General features: G+C 71.1%; 17 protein-coding genes. 7 read left to right on the top strand and 10 right to left on the bottom strand.

Going from position 1 to position 22,204, the window contains the following annotated elements; all coding sequences use genetic code 11:
* Positions 1-83: 83 nt before the first annotated feature.
* The 3 genes from C6N31_RS00300 to C6N31_RS00290 all read right to left on the bottom strand — a co-directional run bounded on the left by C6N31_RS00300 (position 84) and on the right by C6N31_RS00290 (position 5,889).
* Positions 84-3,869, bottom strand: a complete 3,786-nt coding sequence (locus C6N31_RS00300) for a multifunctional oxoglutarate decarboxylase/oxoglutarate dehydrogenase thiamine pyrophosphate-binding subunit/dihydrolipoyllysine-residue succinyltransferase subunit (RefSeq protein ID WP_198356990.1) — start codon at positions 3,867-3,869, stop codon at positions 84-86.
* Positions 3,870-4,099: 230 nt separating this feature from the next.
* Positions 4,100-5,176 (bottom strand): HAMP domain-containing sensor histidine kinase, encoded by a 1,077-nt coding sequence (locus C6N31_RS00295; RefSeq protein ID WP_138350884.1) that lies wholly within the window; start codon positions 5,174-5,176, stop codon positions 4,100-4,102.
* Positions 5,173-5,889: a response regulator transcription factor gene (locus C6N31_RS00290; RefSeq protein WP_138350883.1), complete on the bottom strand. Its 717-nt coding sequence runs from the start codon at positions 5,887-5,889 to the stop codon at positions 5,173-5,175. Before C6N31_RS00290 ends, C6N31_RS00295 begins: the two co-directional genes overlap by 4 nt.
* A gap of 202 nt (positions 5,890-6,091) precedes the next feature.
* Between C6N31_RS00290 and lon the strand changes: the two genes are divergently transcribed.
* Positions 6,092-8,509: an endopeptidase La gene (gene lon / locus C6N31_RS00285; RefSeq protein ID WP_138350882.1), complete on the top strand. Its 2,418-nt coding sequence runs from the start codon at positions 6,092-6,094 to the stop codon at positions 8,507-8,509.
* 133 nt (positions 8,510-8,642) lie between these two features.
* Here lon and C6N31_RS00280 read toward each other — a convergent pair whose 3' ends face one another.
* Positions 8,643-9,500 (bottom strand): lysozyme, encoded by an 858-nt coding sequence (locus tag C6N31_RS00280; RefSeq protein ID WP_138350881.1) that lies wholly within the window; start codon positions 9,498-9,500, stop codon positions 8,643-8,645.
* Between the two features lie 211 nt (positions 9,501-9,711).
* On the opposite strand from C6N31_RS00280, the gene C6N31_RS00275 reads away from it, so the two are divergent.
* On the top strand, positions 9,712-10,137 hold the full coding sequence (locus C6N31_RS00275; protein WP_138351069.1) for a MarR family winged helix-turn-helix transcriptional regulator: 426 nt from the start codon (positions 9,712-9,714) through the stop codon (positions 10,135-10,137).
* A 48-nt stretch (positions 10,138-10,185) separates the two neighbouring features.
* Here the strand turns inward: C6N31_RS00275 and C6N31_RS00270 are convergent, their stop codons facing one another.
* On the bottom strand, positions 10,186-10,956 hold the full coding sequence (locus tag C6N31_RS00270) for a hypothetical protein (RefSeq protein WP_138350880.1): 771 nt from the start codon (positions 10,954-10,956) through the stop codon (positions 10,186-10,188).
* Between the two features lie 369 nt (positions 10,957-11,325).
* On the opposite strand from C6N31_RS00270, the gene C6N31_RS00265 reads away from it, so the two are divergent.
* Genes C6N31_RS00265 through C6N31_RS00245 form a run of 5 tightly spaced genes read left to right on the top strand, consistent with a single transcriptional unit; the run spans position 11,326 to position 16,523 of the window.
* The gene (locus tag C6N31_RS00265; protein ID WP_244809412.1) at positions 11,326-13,722 is read left to right on the top strand and encodes a sensor histidine kinase; all 2,397 of its coding nucleotides are present in this window, start codon (positions 11,326-11,328) and stop codon (positions 13,720-13,722) included.
* Complete coding sequence (locus C6N31_RS00260; RefSeq protein ID WP_187145008.1) at positions 13,719-14,234, top strand: roadblock/LC7 domain-containing protein; 516 nt, start codon at positions 13,719-13,721, stop codon at positions 14,232-14,234. Before C6N31_RS00265 ends, C6N31_RS00260 begins: the two co-directional genes overlap by 4 nt.
* On the top strand, positions 14,234-14,629 hold the full coding sequence (locus tag C6N31_RS00255) for a DUF742 domain-containing protein (RefSeq protein WP_138350879.1): 396 nt from the start codon (positions 14,234-14,236) through the stop codon (positions 14,627-14,629). Before C6N31_RS00260 ends, C6N31_RS00255 begins: the two co-directional genes overlap by 1 nt.
* The gene (locus C6N31_RS00250; protein WP_138350878.1) at positions 14,610-15,218 is read left to right on the top strand and encodes a GTP-binding protein; all 609 of its coding nucleotides are present in this window, start codon (positions 14,610-14,612) and stop codon (positions 15,216-15,218) included. The genes C6N31_RS00255 and C6N31_RS00250 overlap by 20 nt, the downstream gene beginning before the upstream one ends.
* Positions 15,219-15,260: 42 nt before the next feature.
* Positions 15,261-16,523: a styrene monooxygenase/indole monooxygenase family protein gene (locus C6N31_RS00245; RefSeq protein ID WP_138350877.1), complete on the top strand. Its 1,263-nt coding sequence runs from the start codon at positions 15,261-15,263 to the stop codon at positions 16,521-16,523.
* Between the two features lie 126 nt (positions 16,524-16,649).
* Here C6N31_RS00245 and C6N31_RS00240 read toward each other — a convergent pair whose 3' ends face one another.
* From C6N31_RS00240 to C6N31_RS00220, 5 genes are all read right to left on the bottom strand, one after another.
* Positions 16,650-17,765 (bottom strand): C40 family peptidase, encoded by a 1,116-nt coding sequence (locus C6N31_RS00240; protein ID WP_307811123.1) that lies wholly within the window; start codon positions 17,763-17,765, stop codon positions 16,650-16,652.
* A 176-nt stretch (positions 17,766-17,941) separates the two neighbouring features.
* Positions 17,942-19,180 carry a PQQ-binding-like beta-propeller repeat protein gene (locus C6N31_RS00235; protein ID WP_138350876.1) on the bottom strand — a complete coding sequence of 413 codons (1,239 nt, stop codon included), beginning with the start codon at positions 19,178-19,180 and terminating at the stop codon, positions 17,942-17,944.
* 115 nt (positions 19,181-19,295) lie between these two features.
* Positions 19,296-20,858, bottom strand: a complete 1,563-nt coding sequence (locus C6N31_RS00230; RefSeq protein WP_232484692.1) for a chitinase — start codon at positions 20,856-20,858, stop codon at positions 19,296-19,298.
* A 236-nt stretch (positions 20,859-21,094) separates the two neighbouring features.
* Positions 21,095-21,391 (bottom strand): DUF8847 domain-containing protein, encoded by a 297-nt coding sequence (locus tag C6N31_RS00225; protein ID WP_138350875.1) that lies wholly within the window; start codon positions 21,389-21,391, stop codon positions 21,095-21,097.
* Positions 21,388-22,143, bottom strand: coding sequence for a TetR/AcrR family transcriptional regulator (locus C6N31_RS00220; RefSeq protein WP_138350874.1), 756 nt, complete (start codon positions 22,141-22,143; stop codon positions 21,388-21,390). The genes C6N31_RS00225 and C6N31_RS00220 overlap by 4 nt, the downstream gene beginning before the upstream one ends.
* Positions 22,144-22,204 lie beyond the last annotated feature (61 nt).

Genomic DNA, 22,204 nt, shown 5'->3' with positions numbered 1-22,204 from the left:
GGGCACGGACAAGGGCCGGGCCCGCCACCTGGATTCAGGTAGCGGGCCCGGCCCTTGTCGCACGTGGTGTCGTGCGCCCGTGGTCAGATCTCGAAGACCTCGTTGACCAGGGACTCCTGCTCGGCCTGGTGGCGCTTGGCGGAGCCGACGGCCGGCGACGAGGACGACGGGCGGGAAACCCGGCGCAGTCGGTCGGCGTTGTCGGGAGCGGCGCCCAGCACCAGGTCCAGGTGGTCGATCAGGTTCAGCGCGATGAACGGCCACGCACCCTGGTTGGCCGGCTCGTCCTGCGCCCACACGTACTTCTGGGCACCGGTGTACCGCGCCAGCTCGGTCTGGATCTCCTTGCCGGGGAGCGGGTAGAGCCGCTCGATCCGGACGATGGCGACCTCGTTCGCGCCCTTGGCCTCACGTGCCGCGATCAGGTCGTAGTAGACCTTGCCGGAGCAGAAGACCACCTTGCGGACGGCGGACGGGCTGACCGTCGTGTCACCGATGACCGGCTGGAACCCGCCCGAAGTGAAGTCCTCGGACCGGGAGTTCGCGGCCTTCAGTCGCAGCATCGACTTCGGGGTGAAGACGATGAGCGGCTTGTGGTGCGGGTTGTGCACCTGCCAGCGCAGCAGGTGGAAGTAGTTCGCCGGCGTGGTGGGGCTGGCGACCGTCATGTTGTTCTGGGCGCACATCGCCAGGAACCGCTCGATGCGGGCCGAGGAGTGGTCCGGGCCCTGTCCCTCGTAGCCGTGCGGCAGCAGCAGGGTGACGCCGGACGTCTGGCCCCACTTCTGCTCGGCGGAGGAGATGAACTCGTCGACGACGGTCTGCGCGCCGTTGACGAAGTCACCGAACTGCGCCTCCCACATCACCAGCGCCTCGGGCCGGGCCAGCGAGTAGCCGTACTCGAAGCCCATCGCCGCGTACTCGCTGAGCAGCGAGTCGTAGACGTTGTAACGGGCCTGGTCCTCGGAGAGGTAGAGCAGCGGGGTGTAGTCCTCGCCGGTCTCCCGGTCGACCAGCACGGCGTGCCGCTGGCCGAACGTGCCACGGCGGGAGTCCTGGCCGGCGAGCCGGACCGGGGTGCCCTCCATGAGCAGCGAGCCGACGGCGAGGGTCTCGCCCATCGCCCAGTCGATTGTGCCGTCCTCGACGCTGGCCGCGCGGCGCTGCAGCTGCGGCAGCAGGCGCGGGTGGACGGTGATCCGGTCCGGGATGTTGACCTGGGCGGCGGCGATCCGCTTGATGGTCTCCTGGCTGATCGCCGTGTCCAGCTTGACCGGGAACTCCTGCGTCGGCACCGGCATTTCGGTGGCGGCAGGGGTGGAGGCGGCCTCGCGGACCTCGGTGAAGACCTTCTCCAGCTGGCCCTGGTAGTCCTGCAGAGCCTGCTCGGCCTCTTCCAGGGTGATGTCGCCCCGGCCGATGAGGGACTCGGTGTAGAGCTTGCGCACCGAGCGCTTCTTGTCGATCAGGTCGTACATCAGGGGCTGGGTGAACGACGGGTTGTCGGCCTCGTTGTGACCGCGGCGGCGGTAGCAGACCAGGTCGATCACGACGTCCTTGTTGAACGTCTGGCGGAACTCGAAGGCCAGCCGCGCGACGCGGACCACGGCCTCCGGGTCGTCGCCGTTCACGTGGAAGATCGGCGCCTCGATCATGCGGGCGACGTCGGTGCAGTACATCGACGAGCGCGACGCGGCCGGGGCGGCGGTGAAGCCGACCTGGTTGTTGATCACGATGTGCACGGTGCCGCCGGTGCGGTAGCCGCGCAGCTGCGACATGTTCAGCGTCTCCGCGACGACGCCCTGGCCGGCGAAGGCCGCGTCGCCGTGCAGCGCGACCGGCATGACGGTGAAGTCGGTGCCCGCCTTGTTGATGATGTCCTGCTTGGCGCGCGCGATGCCCTCGACGATCGGGTCGACGGCCTCCAGGTGCGAGGGGTTCGCCGCCAGCGAGACGGTGATCTGCTCGCCGTCCAGACCGGTGAAGGTGCCCTGAGCGCCCAGGTGGTACTTGACGTCGCCGGAGCCGTGCATCGACTTCGGGTCGAGGTTGCCCTCGAACTCGCGGAAGATCTGCGCGTACGACTTGCCGACGATGTTCGCCAGCACGTTCAGCCGGCCACGGTGGGCCATGCCGATGACGACCTCGTCCAGACGCGACTCGGCGGCCGCGTCGATGACGGCGTCGAGCAGCGGGATGACGGACTCGCCGCCCTCCAGCGAGAACCGCTTCTGGCCGACGTACTTGGTCTGCAGGAACGTCTCGAACGCTTCGGCCGCGTTCAGCCGGCGCAGGATCCGCAGCTGCTCGTCGCGCTCCGGCTTGGTGTGCGACCGCTCGACGCGGTCCTGGATCCACCGGCGCTGCTTCGGGTCCTGGATGTGCATGAACTCGACGCCGACGGTGCGGCAGTACGAGTCGCGCAGCACACCGAGGATGTCGCGGAGCTTCATCAGCGACTTGCCGGCGAACCCGCCGACCGCGAACTCGCGCTCCAGGTCCCACAGGGTGAGGCCGTGCTCCAGGACGTCCAGGTCCGGGTGCTTGCGCTGGCGGTACTCCAGCGGGTCGGTGTCGGCCATGACGTGGCCGCGGACCCGGTAGGAGTGGATCAGCTCGAAGACCCGCGCGGCCTTGGTGACGTCGTCGTCGTGCGCGGTGTCGATGTCGGTCCGCCAGCGGACCGGCTCGTACGGGATCCGCAGCGACTCGAAGATGTCGTCGAAGAAGCCGTTCTCGCCGAGCAGGAACAGGCTCATCTGGCGCAGGAACTCGCCGGACGCCGCACCCTGGATGACCCGGTGGTCGTAGGTGCTGGTCAGCGTCATGACCTTGGAGATGCCGAGCTTGTTCAGGGTGTCCTGCGACGTGCCCTGGAACTCCGCCGGGTAGTCCATCGCGCCGACGCCGAGGATCAGACCCTGGCCGGGCATCAGCCGCGGCACGGAGTGCACGGTGCCGATGCCGCCGGGGTTGGTCAGCGACGCGGTGACGCCGGTGAAGTCGTCCATCGTCAGCTTGTTCGCGCGGGCGCGGCGGACGATGTCCTCGTACGCCTGCCAGAACTCGAAGAAGTTGAGCGTCTCGGCCTTCTTGATGGCCGCGACGACCAGCTGGCGGTCGCCGTTGGGCTTCACCAGGTCGATGGCCAGGCCCAGGTTGACGTGGGCCGGCTTGACCAGCGTCGGCTTGCCGTCCTTCTCCGTGAAGGAGTGGTTCATCGTCGGCATGGCCTTGAGGGCCTGCACCATCGCGTACCCGATGAGGTGCGTGAAGGAGACCTTCCCGCCCCGGGCGCGCTTGAGGTGGTTGTTGATGACGATGCGGTTGTCGAACAGCAGCTTCACGGGAATCGCGCGAACGCTGGTCGCCGTCGGCAGTTCGAGGCTGGCGTTCATGTTCTTCGCGACGGCGGCCGACGGGCCGCGCAGCGTGACGTACTCCGGTCCCTCGGCAGCCGCTGCCGGCTCCGCGGCCTTGGCCGGGGCTGCCGCAGCCTTCGCGGGAGCGGCGGCCGGCTTGGCGGGGGCCGGGCTGGTGGCCGCGGGCGTGGCTGCCGCGGCGGCCGGCGCCGGAGCGGCGGCCTTCGCAGCGGCCGGCGCGGCCTGTGGGGCAGGGACAGCAGCCGTGACCGGGGCGGCCGGGGCCGGCGCGGCCGGGGCGGCCACGGACGAACCCGTGTCCGTCCCTGGCTTGTAATCGGCAAAGAAGTCCCACCAGGCTCGGTCTACCGAGTTCGGGTCCTGGAGGTACTGCTGGTAGATCTCATCGACGAGCCACTCGTTGGGGCCGAAGCCCGCGGCAGGGCTCTTGCCCTGACCGTTGGTCTCGATCGATGTGCTCGAGCTATTGGGGGACTGTGGCGACACGGCGGCAACCGCCCTCTTCCGCTTCACAAGATGGTGGACAGCGGGAATAAAGGCTACGCCTACCGGGCCGTTCGGCGCAGGCCCGGGGGTCAGTCGTCGCGTAAGTCACACCGGAAGAGGGGTTTCGGCGCTGTGCATGGCGGGAAATTGGTCCCTCTTAAGGGGTTGTGACGGCGTCCCCCCGTACGAGTACGGCCCGCTGTCCGCCGCACCCGTATTGCCAGCCTATGTCAACGTTGCGCGGGAACCGAACCCGGAAGCGTGACGCGGATCCGGCAGCCACGGGGGGATTCGGCCACCTCGATGTCCCCGCCGTGCAGATCGACCGCCCAGCGGGCGATGGCCAGCCCCAGTCCCGTACCGCCGTCGCCGCCGGGGTGGGCGCCCCGGTTGAAGCGGTCGAAGACCCGGTTGCGCTCGGACTCCGGGATGCCCGGACCCTCGTCCCGCACATCCAGGTCCAGGCTCCCGGGCACGGCCCCGCGCCGGGCGCGGACGGTGACCCGGCCGCCGGGCGGGCTGTGCTTGACGGCGTTGTCGACGAGGTTGGCCACCACCTGGTGCAGCCGCTCGGCGTCGGCGTACGCGGTCAGCTCCGGCGGTGAGACGTCCAGGTGCAGATGGACGTCGGCGCGGGGGCGGCTGCGCCGGCCGGCGCGGGCGGCGCCCTCCATGCCCAGGCTGGCCGTCTTCAGGACGGCCGACAGATAGGGCCAGACCTCGAAGGGCTTGGCGTCCAGGTGCACCGCGCCGCTGTCCAGCCGGGACAGGTCCAGCAGCTGGCTGACCAGCTTGCCCAGCCGCTCGGTCTGCTGCAGCGCGGTCCGCATCGTCTCGGGATCGGCCTCGGACACCCCGTCGACGACGTTCTCCAGGACCGCGCGCAGCGCCGCGATGGGCGTCCTGAGCTCATGTGAGACATTCGCCACCAGTTCCTTGCGGTGCTGGTCGACGGCCTCCAGATCGGCCGCCATGCGGTTGAACGTCTCCGCCAGCTCACCGACCTCGTCGCGGCGCACCTGCGCCACCCGTCGGCTGTAGTCGCCCTGCGCCATGGCCCGCGCGACCGCGGTCATCTCCCGCAGCGGCGCCGTCAGGCCGTGCGCCACGAACTGGGTGATCAGCAGACAGGCGATGATCGAGAAGATCGTGATCACCCGGAGCTCGGTGGCCGAGTGGATCGCGACGATCACCAGCAGCGTCGTGATCAGCACCGAGACGACGACCAGCAGTTGCAGGGCCGCCTTGATGGACCGCAGCGGGTCGTAGGGCCTCAGCGCCGCCCACAGGCGCGCCCACAGCCTCATGGGGCCGGGGTCTCCAGCGCGTAGCCGACGCCGTGCACCGTACGGATCCGCTCGGCGCCGATCTTGCGGCGCAGCGCCTTCACGTGGCTGTCGACGGTGCGGGTGCCGGACGCGTCGGCCCAGTCCCAGACCTCGGCGAGCAGCTGCTCACGGGAGAGGACGGCGCGCGGCTGCTGTGCCAGGCACACCAGCAGGTCGAATTCGGTCGGGGTCAGGTGCACATCCGTGCCGCGCACCCGGACCCGTCTCTGGGAGTTGTCGATCTCCAGGTCGCCCAGTTGCAGACTGCCGCCGCGCGGGCTGTGCGCGGCTATCGTCGCGCGCTCCACGCGGCGCAGCAGTACGTGCACCCGGGCGGCCAGCTCGCGCATGGAGAACGGCTTGGTCATGTAGTCGTCCGCGCCGACCCCGAGGCCGACGAGCATGTCGGTCTCGTCGTCACGTGCGGTCAGCATCAGCACCGGCACCGGCCGCTGCGCCTGGACCCGGCGGCAGACCTCCAGGCCGTCGTAGCCGGGCAGCATGACGTCGAGCACCAGCAGATCGGGCTGCCAGGCGATCGCGGTCTCCACCGCGGTGGGTCCGTCGCCCGCTGTGCGTACCTGGAACCCTTCGGCGCGCAGCCTTGCCGCGATGGCGTCGGCGATCGTCGGATCGTCCTCCACCACCAGCACCCGGCGCTGTGCGCCTGGTGTCGTCTGTGTGCTGTCCATTGCCGCCCCACAAGGTCGTCCCGGTTGGCATGCAGCGTACGGGGCGGTCGGCGCGCTCGGCTACGTGGCCCAAAAGGGGCACCCGGCGTCCTTTCCGGGCGTCACGAACGTGATCGCTCAGAGCGAACATCCGTTGGGGAACACCGGGGGCATCAGATGCATTGAGTCCACATAGCTCAACTTGCTTGCTTAGGGAGAGATCATGGCTGCTGTAACCGCATCGTCCGGACCGCTCACCCTGCCCGTGCTGCCACTGGATGACGCTGTGGTGCTGCCCGGCATGGTGGTGCCGCTGGACCTGACCGACACCGAGGTGCGCGCGGCCGTGGAAGCCGCGCAGGCCGCGCACGTCTCAGGAAGTAAGAGCAAGCCGCAGGTGCTGCTTGTTCCACGGATCGACGGCACGTACGCCGCGGTCGGCACGCTCGGCTGGATCGAGCAGGTCGGCCGGCTGCCCGACGGGGACCCGGGCGCGGTCATCCGCGGGGTGACCAGGGTGCGGATCGGGGCCGGCACCACCGGACCCGGCGCCGCGCTGTGGGTGGAGGCGACCAAGGTCGAGGAGCCGGCGGTCACCGAGGCGCCCGGCGCGGTCGCCGAGCTCGTCAAGGAGTACAAGGCACTGGCCACCAGCTGGCTGCGCAAGCGCGGCGCCTGGCAGGTCGTGGACCGGGTGCAGCAGATCGAGGACGTCTCGCAGCTCGCGGACAACTCCGGCTACTCCTCGTTCCTGACGACCGAGCAGCGGTTGCAGCTGCTGGAGACCGGCGACCCGGTGGAGCGGCTGCGGATCGCCATCGCCACGCTGCGCGACCACCTCGCGGAGCAGGACGTCGCGGACACCATCCGCAAGGACGTGCAGGAGGGGATGGAGAAGGCGCAGCGCGAGTTCCTGCTCCGCCAGCAGCTGGACGCCGTCCGCAAGGAGCTGTCCGAGCTGAACGGTGAGCCGGAGGACGAGGCCGGTGACTACCGGGCCCGCGTCGAGGCCGCCGATCTGCCGGAGAAGGTCCGCGAGGCCGCGCTCAAGGAGGTCGAGAAGCTGGAGCGCTCCTCCGACGCCTCGCCCGAGGGCAGCTGGATCCGCACCTGGCTGGACACGGTGCTCGAACTGCCGTGGAACACCACCACCGACGACGTGTACGACATCCCGGGCGCGCGCTCGGTGCTCGACGCGGACCACGCGGGCCTCGACGACGTCAAGGAGCGCATCACCGAGTACCTGGCGGTGCGCAAGCGCCGCTCGGACCGCGGTCTGGGCGTCGTGGGCGGCCGTCGCGGAGGCGCCGTGCTGGCGCTCGTCGGCCCTCCCGGGGTCGGCAAGACCTCGCTCGGCGAATCCGTCGCGAAGGCGATGGGACGGAAGTTCGTCCGGGTCTCGCTCGGCGGCGTCCGGGACGAGGCGGAGATCCGCGGCCACCGGCGCACCTACGTCGGCGCGCTGCCCGGCCGCATCGTCCGGGCCATCAAGGAGGCCGGGTCGATGAACCCGGTGGTGCTGCTCGACGAGATCGACAAGGTCGGCTCCGACTACCGGGGCGACCCGGCGGCGGCACTGCTGGAGGTGCTGGACCCGGCACAGAACCACACCTTCCGGGACCACTACCTGGAGGTCGAACTGGACCTGAGCGATGTGGTCTTCCTGGCCACCGCCAACGTCCTGGACTCGATCCCCGAGCCGCTGCTCGACCGGATGGAACTGGTCAGGCTGGACGGCTACACCGAGGACGAGAAGGTCACCATCGCCCGTGACCACCTGCTCCCGCGCCAGCTGGAGCGGGCCGGACTGGTCACCGACGAGGTGTCGCTCGACGATTCGGCGCTGCGCAAGCTCGCCGGGGAGTACACCCGCGAGGCGGGTGTGCGCACCCTGGAGCGGTCGATCGCCCGCATCCTGCGGAAGATCGCGGCCCGGCACGAACTGGGCGAGCAGAAGCTGCCGTTCACCGTCACCGACGCGGATCTGCGGGCGCTGATCGGGCGGCCGCACCACACCCCCGAGTCGGCGCAGGAGCCGGACGAGCGGCGGACGGCCGTCCCCGGGGTGGCGACCGGCCTGGCCGTGACCGGGGCGGGCGGCGACGTGCTGTTCATCGAGGCGTCGCTGGCCGACCCGGAGACGGGCGGATCGGGGCTGACCCTCACCGGCCAGCTCGGCGACGTCATGAAGGAGTCGGCACAGATCGCGCTCTCCTTCCTGCGCTCGCACGGCGCGGAACTGGAGCTGCCGGTCGGCGACCTGAAGGAGCGCGGTGTGCACATCCACGTGCCCGCCGGCGGCATCCCGAAGGACGGCCCGAGCGCGGGCGTCACGATGACGACGGCGCTCGCCTCGCTGCTGTCGGGGCAGCGGGTCCGCACCGATGTGGCGATGACCGGTGAGGTGTCGCTGACCGGGCGGGTGCTGCCGATCGGCGGCGTCAAGCAGAAGCTGCTGGCCGCGCACCGGGCCGGAATCACCACGGTGATCATCCCGAAGCGCAACGAGCCCGACCTGGACGACGTGCCCGCGGAGATCCTGGAGAAGCTCGAGGTGCACCCGGTCTCCGACGTCCGGCAGGTGCTGAAGCTGGCGCTCGAGCAGTCGGTGACGGAGGACCGGATCCCGGTCGCCGCCTGACCGTCGGACCGCTGCCGTGGCGGCAACGGAGCGGTGCACACAGAACAGGGCGCTCCCCTCCCCCCGTGCGGAGGGGCGGCGCCCTGTTCCGTGTTCTGTTTCCGTGTTCTGTGCGGTTCAGCGGGCCGGGCGGCTATCCGTTGGCGAAGGCCTGCAGCCGGTCGTAGGCCCCGTTGAAGCGGTCCTGGTCACCGGGGAAGACGCCGGAGTCGGCGTACTGCCAGATGGTGTGGAAGCCCCAGCCGGCCGGCAGGGTGCCGGCGCTGGTGGAGTAGCGCGCGATCCACAGCGGGTTGTTGGCGGCGAAGGCACTGCTGTTGCCGGTGCACTGGGTCCACCAGTTGGTGGAGGTGTAGATCGTCGGGTACCGGCCGGTACGGGCGCGGTACTCGTTGCTGAACGAGGCGATCCAGCTGACCATGCTGCTCGCGCTCAGGCCGTAGCAGGTGGCGCCGTACGGGTTGTACTCGATGTCGAGCGCGCCCGGCAGGGTCTTGCCGTCACCGGACCAGCCGCCGCCGTGGTTGACGAAGTAGTCGGCCTGGGCGGCGCCGCCGGAGTTGTCCGGCAGCGCGAAGTGGTACGAGCCGCGGATCATCCCGACGTTGTACGAGCCGTTGTACTGCTGGGCGAAGTAGGGATTGGTGTACGAGGTGCCCTCGGTGGCCTTGATGTAGGCGAACCGTCCGCCGTTGGACCAGGCCGCGGACCAGTTGACGTTGCCCTGGTAGCCGCTGACGTCCATGCCCGGAGTCTGGGTGACCAGTGGGGTGGCCACGCCTCCGGTGGTGCTGCCGCCCTCGTGGGCGCGGATGGTCGAGCCCATCCAGTCGAGTTCGGGGTGGGTCATCGGGCCGCTGCCGACCGCGCCGGCGGAATTCGGCAGGGAGAACAAGAGGGCGAGCACAGCGAAGAGCAGTCCGGCGGCGAAGGCCGTCCGGGTGCGGAAGAATCCTGATCTGCGCACGGCGGATTGGGCTCCGAAGGACATATGTTCCTCCATGGGGGACGGGGCCTGACGCGCACCATGGCCTTGGGGTGGCCATGACAAGACGAAGGTAGGGGCGGAAACTACGCGCGTGGAAGGGTCCCCGGGAACCGCCGTTGGTCTACACCTACGAAATACTTGAGCAGCTGCGGGAACGACGATCGCTGAAAGAAACTTTCAGCCCCCTGAAAGCGGGAGCGCTGTGGACGAGCAGATGGAAGCCCTGGAACGCGAGCTGACGGTGTTCTACCGGCGGGCTCGCGCGTCCTCCGGCGAGATGGCGCGTGAGCTGCACCCGGAACTGGAACCCGCCGCCTACGGGCTCCTGGTCCGGCTCCAGGAGTGCGAGCCCGAGCGCGCCACCGACCTCGCCGCGTACTTCGGCGTCGGCAAGGCCACCATGAGCCGGCAGCTGCGCGCGCTGGAGGTGCTGGGGCTGATCACCCGCGAGCCGGATCCCGCCGACGGCCGCGCCTTCCTGATGCGGATGACGGCCGAGGGCCGCGAGCGCTTCTCCCGCGTGCGCGCCGCCCGGCGCTCCCGCTACCTCCGGCGGCTGGCGGCCTGGGACCGCGGCGAGGTCAGCGAACTGGCCCGGCTGCTGCAGCGGCTGAACGAACTGCAGGGCTCGGAGGACTAGGGCACGCCCTGGAGGCCCCCTCCGGACGGATGAAAGCGACCCGCCGGGTCAGAGCTCAACGAGGGCGGCCGTCGCGTCGTCGAACGGCTTGCCGCGCGGGACGGCGCGGCCCTCGGGGTCGGCGGCCTCCACGGCGCGCACCCGCCGGATCAGCGTCTGCGGTCCCTCCTCGCGCAGCAGCGCGAAGGTGCCGGCCCAGTCGTCCGTACGGAAGACCTCGACCAGCCGGGTCGCCCCGTCGCTCAGCGCCGCGAACGCGCGGACGTCGCCGCGCGGGGTGGTGCCGGTGACCGCGCGGGAGACCACCGCCGGATCGGCGGCGGCGGTGAAGAAGCCGCCCTCGGCGTTGCGCAGCGCGGGGACGGCGCGGCCCTCGGCCACCAGCCGGTCGATGCGGTCGTCCAGCACCGGTGTGATCTTGCCGTCGGCGGCCTCCAGGAGCAGCACCGAATCGGAGAGCACGAGATGCTCCACAGTGTCCTGGTTCCACCGGACTGTGACCACCGTGGCCTGCGGTGTGAGCTGGTGATAAAGATCACAGGTGTCGCGGTGCGCGTCCGCCGTACGGGCAATTGCGGACGCCAAACAGTCGGAGAGAGTCATCTCCGGTCGCGAAACGGACAGTTCGAGCAGGGCCCCGCCGAGCCGCGCCACGAACCAGGGCACCGAGTGGATGCAGTCCCCGTTGCCGGGCCGCGGCGTCACGCCATCCAGCAGAACCAGCACGCCACCGTGCCCGGAAGCGGGCAGGGCCAGCGAAAGGAAGTCCTCGTTGGGGTGGTCGGGGGTGCCGGGCTCGGTGCTGCTCTCGATGCGCATGGCTCAATTCTGCCGGAGCGCCGTTCGAACCTCTTGGTCCGTACCTGACGGGCCCCGTATCGCGCCCGGTGCGGATCCCATGGCGCCTGACATGGGCGGATGGGATGCGGGCGGGCATCCTGCCAGGGCTCGGGCGCGACGCCAAACCCGTTCGGCGATCACGGATCGAGACGTTCCGCGCCGGACTTGTCCGTCAACTCATGGGTGCGATTCACTCGTTCGGGTGTCGGGGGAGGGGGACGCGCGGCCCCGTCTACAACGGGCTGAGAAGGTCGGGCCCATTGACCAGGCGAGACGGGATTGCGAGCTCCGGTGCGAAGACGACGTGAACCGCGCGACGGGGTCCCCCCGGCGGCGGGCAAAGGACGGGTGCGCAGCCGCTTGCTGGCCGCCCTGTTGATCTGTGCTGTCATCGTGCCGGCCGCGGCCGCGCCCGGTGTGGCGGTCGCCGTGCGCGACGTGTCCGACGCGCAGGACGAGGTGACGGGGGCCGAGTTGGCCGTCCGGGCGATCTCGCTGTCGCACTCCCTGGCCGACGAACGCGACGACATGGCCGCCTTCGTCGCCGGCGGCCGCTCCACCGCGCCCGGCACCGGCGCCCCCGGACTCTCCGAATCGCAGCGCAACCGGGTGGACCGGCAGGCGCAGAGCCTCTCGGCCGACGAGGACACCGGCGCGGAACCGCGCGAAGTGCTGGCGACCCTCCCGCAGATCCGGCAGGAGGCGCTGACCGGCACCGGTACGCCGCAGGCCGTCGTAGCCGCGTACGCCCCGCTGCTGGACGCCCTGGGCCGGGTGACGGGTCCGGTGACCGCACCGCTCAGCCGCGCCGCCGCGCTGGCCGCCACCGAGCGCGGGCTGCTGGTGAGCGCGCTCACCGGCTCCGGCTCCCAGCGGCCGCTGGCCACCGACGCGCAGACCGCCGCGGTACAGGAGCGGGCCGCGCTCGCCGACTTCCGCGCCACCGCGCCCCAGGACCTCCGCGACCAGTACAGCCAGACCGTCACCGGCGCGGATGTCACCGAGGCCGAGAGCGACCTCCGGCTCCTCACCGACCAGCCGCAGCTGACCGGTTCCGACCGGGCGCTCGGCACGGCCGAGGTGAAGGCCGCGCTCACCGCCAGGATCGACCTCATGCGCAGCGTCGAGTCCTCGCTCGCCACCGCCGAGGCCGACGCGGCCGGCGAACGGCGGGACGACGCGGTGACCGCCCTCGAACTGCGGGTCGCCCTCGCCGCGCTGTGCCTGCTGGTCGCCGTCGGCGTCCTCGTCTCCACCGCCCGCTCCCTCACCCGGCCGCTCGCCGCGCTGCACCGCTTCGCCAAGGGCGGGTCCGAAGAGGCACGCGTCATCGGCAACGACGAGTTCGCGACGGTCGCCCGCCGTATCAACGTGCTCGTCACCGAGCTGCGCGCCGTACAGGCCCGCGGCCTCGAACTCGGCGCGGAACAGACCCGGCTGCTCGGCATCCGCGACGCGCTCACCGCGGAACGCGACAGCCTGCTGCGTCAGCGGGACGACGCAAGCGCCGCGAGCACCGTGAGCGCCAGGACCGGCACCGACCGGACCGGCGGGCACACCACGTACGTCAGCCTGTCGCTGCGCACCCTGGGCCTGGTGGAGCGCCAGCTCGCCCTGATCGAGGGCCTGGAGGAGCGCGAGCAGGACCCGGACCGGCTGGAGACGCTCTTCCGGCTGGACCACCTCGCCACCCGGATGCGCCGCAACAGCGAGAACCTGCTGGTCCTCGCCGGCACCGAGCACAGCCACGGCGGCGCCACCGTCAAGCCCGTGCCGCTGGTCGACGTGGCCCGTGCGGCGATCTCGGAGATAGAGCGCTACGAGCGGGTGCGGATCCAGGTGCTGCCCGCCGGGCAGCTGGCCGGCCACGCCGCCGACGACACCAGTCACCTGGTGGCCGAACTGCTGGACAACGCGACCGCGTTCTCGCCGCCCCAGGCCGAAGTACAGCTCTCCGGCTGGATGCTGGAGAACGGCGAGGCCATGATCTCCGTCGAGGACCAGGGCATCGGCGCTCCGCCGGAGCGGCTCGCCGAGCTGAACGCGCTGCTCACCGACCCCGAGCCGACCGCGCCCGGCAACGCGACCGGTATGGGGCTGTACGTCGTGGCCCGGCTCGCCGCCCGCCACGGGATCCGCGTCCAGCTGCGCGAGCAGAAGCAGGGCGGCATCGCGGCCGTCGTCATCCTGCCGCGCCGGCTGCTGCCCGCGGCCCGGCCCGACGAGGCTCCGGCCAACCCGGTGGAGGCCGCGATCGCGGGCGAGCCGATGCCGGTTGCCGTGTCGGAGACTCCGGAGCGGGCACCGGAACGGGTACCCGCCGAGCCGGAGGCGGTTCCGGACGCGGCCGGGGCCGGGGCCGCGGGTGACGCTTCCGTGGAGCACTCGGGACCCGAGCGGGACCCGGCCGGCGACCGGCCCACGGGCGGCGTCGTACGGCCGCGGCACGCGCCCGACGACGCGCAGGCGGAACCCGCCGGACCCGACGGATCCATCACCGGCAAGGGCCTGCCGCAGCGCGTGCCGCGCAGCAGCGGGCTGACCGGTGAGCCGGCCGCGCGGCGCCCGGAACGGACCGGGCCGGTGGACGCGGAGGCGCTACGGCGTAAGTTCGGCGGATTGCAGCAAGGACTTCGGGACGGACGACGGGACGCGGAAGAGGAGACCCGGGCGGCGGACCCGGAGAAGGCAGGCCCAACGGGGGGCACAGGCGCAGCTGGAACCATCGAGGAGGCGAGCCGTTGAACGCGGCGAGTACGGACACGAAGGACCTGAGCCATGAAGCCCGGAATCTGCGGTGGTTGCTGAGCAACTTCGTCGAGGAGGTGCCGGGTGTCCACTCGGTCGCCGTGGTCTCCTCCGACGGACTGCTGCTGATCAACTCCGACCCGGATCCGGCGGCCGCGGCGGAACCCGGCGGGCAGCAGCCGCCGGCCGGCCCCGCGGACGCCCGTGCGGACCTGGCCACGGTCGTCTCCGGCCTTGCCTCGCTGACCGACGGCGCGGCGCGCCTGATGGACGGCGGCCGGGTCCGGCAGACCGCGGTCGCCATGGACGAGGGCAGTCTCTTCGTGATGTCGATCAGCGACGGGTCGCTGCTCGGCGTCCACGCCTCCGCCGACTGCGACATGAGCGTCGTGGGGTACCACATGGCCCTGTTCGTCGGCCGGGCCGGCCACGTGCTGACGCCCCAGCTCCGCAACGAGTTGCGCCGGTCCCAGGAAGCCGCCGGCGCCGAGAGCGGGGGCGGTCGCTGATGTCCATGTCCTTGCCCCAGCGCGGCCTCGACCGCCGCACGGCCCGGGTCCGCCCGTACGCCCTGACCGGTGGACGCACTCGCTTCGGCCATGTGCTGTTCGTCGAGACCTTCGTGGCGAGCATCGACGGCCAGGAGCCGAATTTCGTGCTGACCGCCGGCCGCTGGGCCGAGCGGGTGATGCCGGAGATGCGCGCGATCGTGGAGTTGTGCCGCAGAATGCGGTCGGTGGCCGAGATCTCGGCACTGCTGCGGATGCCGCTCGGCGTCGTCCGCGTACTGCTCAGCGACCTGGCTGATCAGGGGAGGATCCGCGTCTACGGCACCGGGCACGGCCCCGGCAGCCCGGATCGCGCGCTGTTGGAAAGGGTGCTCGGTGGACTTCGCAGGCTTTGAGGAGACCGGCGGCACGCAGGAGTGGCAGACGGAGCGCGGGCGCGCGCCGGTCTCCACCAAGATCGTGGTCGCGGGCGGCTTCGGCGTGGGCAAGACGACGTTCGTCGGCTCGATCTCCGAGATCACGCCGCTCACCACCGAGGCGGTGATGACGCGGGCCAGCGAGTCCGTGGACGACCTCGGCTCGACCCCGGACAAGACGACGACCACCGTCGCGATGGACTTCGGCCGGATCACCCTGGACCAGGACCTCGTGCTGTACGTCTTCGGCACGCCCGGTCAGCAGCGCTTCTGGTTCATGTGGGACGACCTGGTGCGCGGCGCGATCGGCGCGATCGTGCTGGCGGACACCCGGCGGCTGGCCGAGTGCTTCCCGGCGCTCGACTACTTCGAGGGCTGCGGACTGCCGTACACGGTGGCGGTCAACCAGTTCGAGGGCACTCCGGAGTACACCGAGCAGGACGTCCGCGAGGCGCTCGCCGTACCGCCGCACATACCGGTGTTGATCTGCGACGCCCGGAAGCGGTATTCGGTAGTGGAGGCACTCATGGCCCTGGTGGCGCACGCACTGGCCGAACAGCCGCTCTGAGCGATCCGTTCCCGAATTTTTCACGAAAGCCGGACCTTCATCATGCGCAAGATACTCATCGTCGGAGCCGGTCAGGCCGGGCTCCAACTGGCCCTGGGTCTGCAGGGCCGTGGCTATGAAGTCACCCTCATGTCCAACCGCACGGCCGACGAGATACGCGACGGCCGGGTGATGTCCACGCAGTGCATGTTCGACACCGCGCTGCAGCACGAGCGCGATCTCGGCATCAACTTCTGGGAGGAGCAGACCCCGCGCATCGAGGGTCTCGGTGTCTCGGTCGCGGCCCCGGACGCGTCGCGCCCCATCGACTGGGTGGGCCGGCTGGACGGCTACGCGCAGTCCGTCGACCAGCGGGTGAAGATGGCCGGCTGGATGGAGACCTTCGCCGAGCGCGGCGGCAAGCTCGTCATCCACGGCGTCGCGGTCTCCGACCTCGACTACTTCTCGCGCGCCTACGACCTGGTGCTGGTCGCCGCGGGCAAGGGCGAGCTGGTCTCCATGTTCCGCCGCGACGCGTCCCGTTCGCCCTACGAGGCCCCGCAGCGCTCCCTGGCCGTGTCGTACGTGCACGGCCTCGCACCGCGCCCCGGGAGCGACGGCCGGCTCGCGGTCAACGTCAATCTGGTGCCGGGCATCGGCGAGCTGATCGTGATCCCGACCCTCACCACCTCGGGCCCCGCCGACATCCTCTTCTGGGAGGGCATCCCCGGCGGTCCGCTGGACGTCTTCCAGGGCGTCAAGGACCCCGAGGAGCAACTGCGCCTCACCCTCGACCTGATGCGGCAGTTCACCCCGTGGGAGTACGACCGGACCCGCTCGGTGGAACTCACCGATGCGAACGGCACCCTCGCCGGCCGGTACGCGCCCACGGTCCGGCAGGGCGTCGCCGAACTGCCGTCGGGCGGTCTCGTCCTCGGCGTCGCCGATGTCGTCGTCGCGAACGACCCCATCACCGGACAGGGCTCCAACAGCGCTGCCAAGTGTGCCGCGTCCTACCTGGAGAGCATCACCGAGCGCGGCGACCAGCCCTTCGACGGCGCGTGGATGCAGTCTGCCTTCGACCGGTACTGGCGGATCGCCGAGCCCGTCACCCAGTGGACGAACGCGATGCTCGCGCCGCCGCCCGAGCACGTTCTCCAGGTGATCGGCGCCGCGGGCGAGCTGCAGCCCGTCGCGGACCGCTTCGCCAACGGGTTCAACGACCCGGCCGACTACGGGCAGTGGCTCTTCGACCCGGAGCTGGCCGCGGCCTACCTCGGCGAGGTCCAGGCCGGTCGGACCGCGCAGCCCGCACAGGGCGCGTAACACGGCGGGGCCGGGCGGGCTCGCGACACGAGCCCGCCCGGCCCCGGAGTTTCCCGGTACCGCCAGGGCGTGTTTCGAAAGTAGCGCCGTTCGCCCGGAGGGCCAGGCGGGACTCTCGAAACACCCCTAGCCGACGTTGTTGCCCTGGTCGGAGCCACCGTCGATCGGCGTCCTGGCGTCCGCCTTGGGGACGGCCGGCGGGACGTAGTTCTTCATCGGGCCCTGTGCCGAGTCGGGCCGGACCGCTCCCAGGATCGGGTTGGCGGCGATGGGCGAGACCTTCACGACGGAGCCGGGCCGCGGCGCCTGGATGACGAGACCGTCGCCGATGTAGATGGCGACATGCGTGGCGCCCGGGAAGTAGACGACGAGGTCGCCGGGGCGCAGCAGGCTCAACGGAACCTTGGGCAGCTGCGCCCACTGCTCCTGGCTGGTGCGCGGGATCGCCTTCCCGGCGTGCAGCCAGGCCTGCGAGGTGAGGCCGGAGCAGTCGTACGCGTCCGGTCCTTCGGCGCCCCAGACATACGGCTTGCTGAGCTGCAGGAACGCGTAGCCGACCGCGCGGTTGCCCGCCTCGGACGGCGTCCGGCTGCCCGCGCCGAGGGCCTTGGAGTCCAGGAAGTCGCTCTGGGCCTGATTGATGCCCTGCTCCTCGAGCTTCTGGAGCTCGTCGAGCTGAACACCTGTCAGACCCGCGATGATGGTCTCGACGCGCTTGAGGTGCTCCTCGACCTGGACCTTCGCGGCGCCCTGCTGGGTCTGCAGCAGCTGCGCCTGGCCGAGCGCCGTCTGGGCGCCCGCGTTCAGCACCGCGATCCGCGCCTCACCGGTCTTCAGCTGCTCCAGGATGTCGGCCTCGCTCCCGGCGGCCCGCTGCAGTAGGTGCTTCTGCGAGAAGAGCTGCTGCGGGTCGTCGCCGACCAGGAGGTTGAGGTACGGCGAGACCCCGCCGTCCTGGTACTGCCGGCGGGCGAGCATCCCGATCTGGTCGCGGGCCTCGGCGACCGCGACCCGCTGGTCGGCCAGCTGCTTGTCCAGCAGAACGGCCGTGGCCCGCTGCTTGGCGGCGGCTTCCTTCGCCTTGTTGAAGGCCTCGGTCGCCTGCTCGGTCTGCAGATACAGCGTCTGGAGCTGGGTCAGCAGCTGGGGCAGCGGCTGTGACGGGGGGTCATGGGGCGCGGCGGCCGCCTGCTGGGCGGGGAGCGAGAGGGCGGCGGCCGCGAGGAGCGCACCGCATATCACCGCTCTTTGGATCCACCCACGGTTCCGTCGGGCCACTGACATCCCCTCACCTTCGGTTGCACAGAGGTGATCACCTGCTGCGCCAAGATCCTGTCACGGATTGTCGTATCTTCGACAGTGGGAATAGGCGATTCCGCTCAATCCGGTCACCCCCGTGGTGCCTTCCCCTCACCTGCTCAGCCCAACGGCAGGGCCGTCACCGTGTTTCCGTTCTGGACGAACAGGACGCTACCCCGGGCGGCGAGGCGTATGCCCGCGGCGGCGCCGGTCCCCGCTCCCGGAACCCGATAGCTCCATACCGCCTTACGGGTGCGGAGGTGGAACGCCGCGACGCACGGCCGGCCGCCTGCGGTGGGTGCGTGCAGCACCCCGCCGTGCACCACCGGCGCGCACTGCGTGCCCAGCGGTATCGCGGGGCCGCTCTCCCACAGCGTGCCGCCGGTGCGGGCGTCGAGGGCGAGGACGCCGGCGGCGGATCCGGTGGCGTACAGGACGCCGTCGGCGATCACCGGATCGCTGTAGGTCCGGTCGCGAGGAGTGTGGTGCCAGGCGACGGTGCCGTCGTCCAGCGCGACCGCGGTGATCCCGCCGCCCGCCACGTAGGCGCGCGGACCGGCGACCGCCGGGCGGCCGTTGCCGGTTCCCTGCAGGGCACGCGTCCACTGCCGTTCGCCGGTCCGCCGGTCGAGGGAGGTCAGGGCGTCGCCGTCGCAGTACAGCAGCCGGTCGCCCGGCAGCACCGCAGCCGGTGCCTCGGAGGGGATGTGTCCGGCGGTCGTCCGCCACAGTTCGCGGCGGTCCTTGAGGTCGTAGGCGAGCAGTAGCGCCGCGTAGTCGTCGTCGAGCGGGCTGCCCTGGGACGCCGTCAGATACAGCGCGCCGCCGTCGGAGGCCAGCAGCGCGTCCTGGGCGAACCGCAGACCGGCCGCGGGCTCCAGGGTCCAGCGGACCCGGCCCTTGGCAGCCGGGTCGACCGCGCGCGGGGCCGCGGCGCCGACGGTGTAGGCCACGTCCGCCAGCAGACCGTCACCGGTCGGCACCGGCGAGCCGTCGGGTTCGAAGCCGCCGGCGGTCCACAGCGGTTTCCCGGTGCGGGTGTCGAGGCCGATCAGACCGTCGTAGCCCTTGAGGACGAGGAGGGTGCCGCTCACCGCCACCGGCGCGACGTCCACCAGCTCGGGGCCGTCGTACGTCCACAACGGGGGCGGCGCGCTGCCGGGCGGGCGGGATCCCCTGGGATGGGGCTGCGAGGACCGGCTGCCGGAGGGGGAGGGCCCGGCGGCGCCGACATCGCTGCGGTGTCCGCCGGGGGCGTTGCGCAGCCAGGCGATCCCGGCCGCGCTCGCCATCGCGGCACCGCCGAAGGACACCGTCAGCAGAGCCCGGCGCGACATCCCGGCGGGCTGCTCCGACATGGCGTACGTGCCCCCTCCGGCCTGGACCTGTCGAGGGAGACTACGACCGCCCCCGGCCGGAATCCAGTCCGGCCGGGGGCGGTGCGGGGTTACTTCTGGTTGCTACGGATTGATCTCAGCTTCCGAAGTACGACCGGAAATTGTTGGAGAACTCCCAGTTGCTGTATTTGTCCCAGTTCACCGACCAGGTCATCAGGCCGCGCAGCGCGGGCCAGGTGCCGTGGGTGGTGTAGCTGCCGCAGTTCGTCTTCTTGGTCAGGCAGTCCAGCGCCTTGTTCACCTCGGCGGGTGCGGTGTAGCCGTTGCCGGCGTTGGTGCTCGCGGGCAGGCCGATGGCGATCTGGGAGGGCGCCAGCGGCGGGAACATGTTGGCGGTGTTGCCCGCGACGGGGAAGCCGGTGAGCAGCATGTCGGTCATGGCGATGTGGAAGTCCGCGCCGCCCATGGAGTGGTACTGGTTGTCCAGGCCCATGATCGAACCCGAGTTGTAGTCCTGGACGTGCAGCAGGGTCAGATCACCGCGCATCGCGTAGATCACCGGCAGATAGGCACCCGCGCGCGGGTCCTGGCCGCCCCAAGGGCCCGAGCCGTAGTACTGGTAGCCGAGCTGGACGAAGAAGGTCTCCGGCGCCATCGTCAGGACGAAGCTGCTGCCGTACTTGGCCTTGAGGGTCTTCAGCGCGGAGATCAGGTTCACCACGACCGGCGTCGTCGGGTTCTTGAAGTCGGTGTCGCCGGTGTTGAGGGAGAGCGAGTGGCCCTCGAAGTCGATGTCGAGGCCGTTGAGCCCCCACTTGTCGATGATCGCGCTCACCGAGGAGACGAAGGTGTCGCGGGCCGCGGCGGTGGTCAGCTGCACCTGGCCGTTCTGGCCGCCGATGGAGATGACGACCTTCTTGCCCTGGGCCTGCTTGGCCTGGATGGCGGCCTTGAACTCGGCGTCGGACTCGACGCCGGCGCACTCGGTCACGGGGCAGCGGTTGAAGCGGATGTCCCCGGAGGTGACGGAGGTCGGCTCACCGAAGGCGAGGTCGATGACGTTCCAGGTGCTGGGAACGTCGGCCATGCGCGTGTAGCCCGCGCCGTTGGCGAAGCTCGCGTGCAGATAGCCGACCAGCGCGTGGGTGGGCAGTCCGCCGGAGGGCGGCAGGGTGGTGGGCGGCGTGGTGGGAGGAGTCGTCGGCGGTGTCGTGGGGGGCGTCGTCGGCGGGGTGGTCGGCGGTGTCGTGGGCGGGGTGGTCGGCCCGCCAGGACCGCTGAGCGAGGCGTCGTCGGCGTAGTAGACCGGCTGGCCGTACCAGCCGTGCAGATAGACCGTGGCGCTGGTCTGGCTCGCGCCGGTCGTGAAGTTGACGCTCAGCTGCTGGTACGCGCCGCCGGTGCCCGGCGTCCAGGTGCTGGTGCCGCCGTCGACGCCGATGTACACGTACGAGCCCTTGACCTGGGTGGAGAAGGTGTAGGCGGTGTTCGGAGCGACGGTGACGGTCTGCTTGCACTGGGCGGTGTCGCTCGCGCCGGGGGTGCCGGCGAGCGCGTAACTCCCGCTCTTGGCCTGGCCGGTGACGGCCTTGGCGCTCGCGTCGCAGGTCCAGCCGGACAGGGATCCGGTCTCGAAACCGCCGTTGGCCAGGAACTCACCGGCGGTGGCGGAGGGGGCGAGTGCGACCAGGCCGCCCAGGGTGGCGGCGCAGGCGAGGGTGGCGGCGCCGGCGATGGCGGATCTCGACCGGCCGCGGAAGGGGGATGTGAGCACGGGGGGATGCTCCTTCTGCTTCAAGGAGTGCGCATGACGCAGTGCGCATGACAAGGCGCAGCAAACAGGTCTGGACCAATCCTGTCAATGGTCTGAACCAACACCCGTGCGACATCCGGTGGTCACCGCGCCCCCGCGCGGCCGTCATCCGCCGCTGTGCGTCAATCCCCGGGCGGCCGCGTCCCCTTGTTCCGTACGCTCTTCGACCACGGCCACTTCAGCCGGGTGTCCGGGACGGTCCCCTCGGGGTCGTACACGAAGACCCACCGGGTCTGCCGCGCCGCGCGCGGGCCCGGGCTCGGCTCGCGGTGGTACACGTGCACCACGGGTTTGCCCCCGTCGGCGTCCGGCACCGGCACGGTGTACACCTTCGGCGGCTGTCCGGTCGCCCCGACCAGGACGCCCATCAGGCGTCCGTCCAGCGGGCCGCCGACGAACTCCGTGTTCTCGCTTCTCACCCGCCCAGCATCCCACGGCCGCCGTCGTCGGGGAGCAGATGCGCGACGGCCTCCACGATCGGGGCAAGCCGCCGGGCCAGTTCGCCGGCCGGGCTGTCGGGGGTCTCCAGGGCCAGCGCCGCCGCGGCGATCCCGGCGGTCTCCGGGTCGGTCGTCGCGGTGATCACCAGCAGGCCGGTGAGATGGTCGACGAGCCAGCCGCGCAGCTCCGGCAGCGGCGGCTGCTTGCCCTCGTCCAGCCAGGTCAGCGACACCGCCTCGACGGAGGCGATCCAGGAGCGGACCATCATCGCCAGCCGCGGGCCGGGATCCGGCGCCCCCAGGTGCAGCAGCACCTGCTCGGCCGCGCTGCGCCGCACCCCGTCGACGATCGCGCCGGTCCGGCTGGTCTCGGCGACGCTGCCGCCGCGCAGCAGCGCGGAGTAGGCGGCGTCGTGCTCGTCCACGAACGCCAGATAGCGGTCCAGGGCGTGCGCCAGTCGCTGCGTCGGTGCGCCCTGCGACGGTTCGACGAAGCATTTCCGCAGCTCATCGGCGGCATTGTGCATCGCGGCCTCGTACAACTGCTGTTTGCCACCAGGGAAGTACCGGTAGACCAGCGGCCGTGACACCCCGGCGGCGGCCGCGACATCGTCGACCGACACGTCCTCGGGGCGGTGGTGCCCGAAGAGGTCCACCGCTGCCGCGAGCAACTGCGTACGGCGTTGCTCGACGCTGAGTCGGCGGTATGCGGGCGCCGCGCTGCCGTTCATGGGCGCAGCCTAACCGGTGGGGCCCGGCGCGGGTCCGGTAACGGCCGCGCGCCAGGTCGTA

Source organism: Streptomyces fildesensis (genome assembly GCF_016107395.1).
Classification (GTDB): domain Bacteria; phylum Actinomycetota; class Actinomycetes; order Streptomycetales; family Streptomycetaceae; genus Actinacidiphila; species Actinacidiphila fildesensis.
This window is presented reverse-complemented; position numbering and strand designations above follow the sequence as displayed.

Excerpts from the sequence above, each read along its gene's own strand:
- C6N31_RS00295 (WP_138350884.1), bottom strand. The coding sequence starts at position 5,176 with ATGAGGCTGTGGGCGCGCCTGTGGGCGGCGCTGAGGCCCTACGACCCG.
- C6N31_RS00290 (WP_138350883.1), bottom strand. The coding sequence starts at position 5,889 with ATGGACAGCACACAGACGACACCAGGCGCACAGCGCCGGGTGCTGGTG.
- lon (WP_138350882.1), top strand. The coding sequence starts at position 6,092 with ATGGCTGCTGTAACCGCATCGTCCGGACCGCTCACCCTGCCCGTGCTG.
- C6N31_RS00280 (WP_138350881.1), bottom strand. The coding sequence starts at position 9,500 with ATGTCCTTCGGAGCCCAATCCGCCGTGCGCAGATCAGGATTCTTCCGC.
- C6N31_RS00275 (WP_138351069.1), top strand. The coding sequence starts at position 9,712 with ATGGAAGCCCTGGAACGCGAGCTGACGGTGTTCTACCGGCGGGCTCGC.
- C6N31_RS00270 (WP_138350880.1), bottom strand. The coding sequence starts at position 10,956 with ATGCGCATCGAGAGCAGCACCGAGCCCGGCACCCCCGACCACCCCAAC.
- C6N31_RS00255 (WP_138350879.1), top strand. The coding sequence starts at position 14,234 with ATGTCCATGTCCTTGCCCCAGCGCGGCCTCGACCGCCGCACGGCCCGG.
- C6N31_RS00245 (WP_138350877.1), top strand. The coding sequence starts at position 15,261 with ATGCGCAAGATACTCATCGTCGGAGCCGGTCAGGCCGGGCTCCAACTG.
- C6N31_RS00235 (WP_138350876.1), bottom strand. The coding sequence starts at position 19,180 with ATGTCGGAGCAGCCCGCCGGGATGTCGCGCCGGGCTCTGCTGACGGTG.
- C6N31_RS00220 (WP_138350874.1), bottom strand. The coding sequence starts at position 22,143 with ATGAACGGCAGCGCGGCGCCCGCATACCGCCGACTCAGCGTCGAGCAA.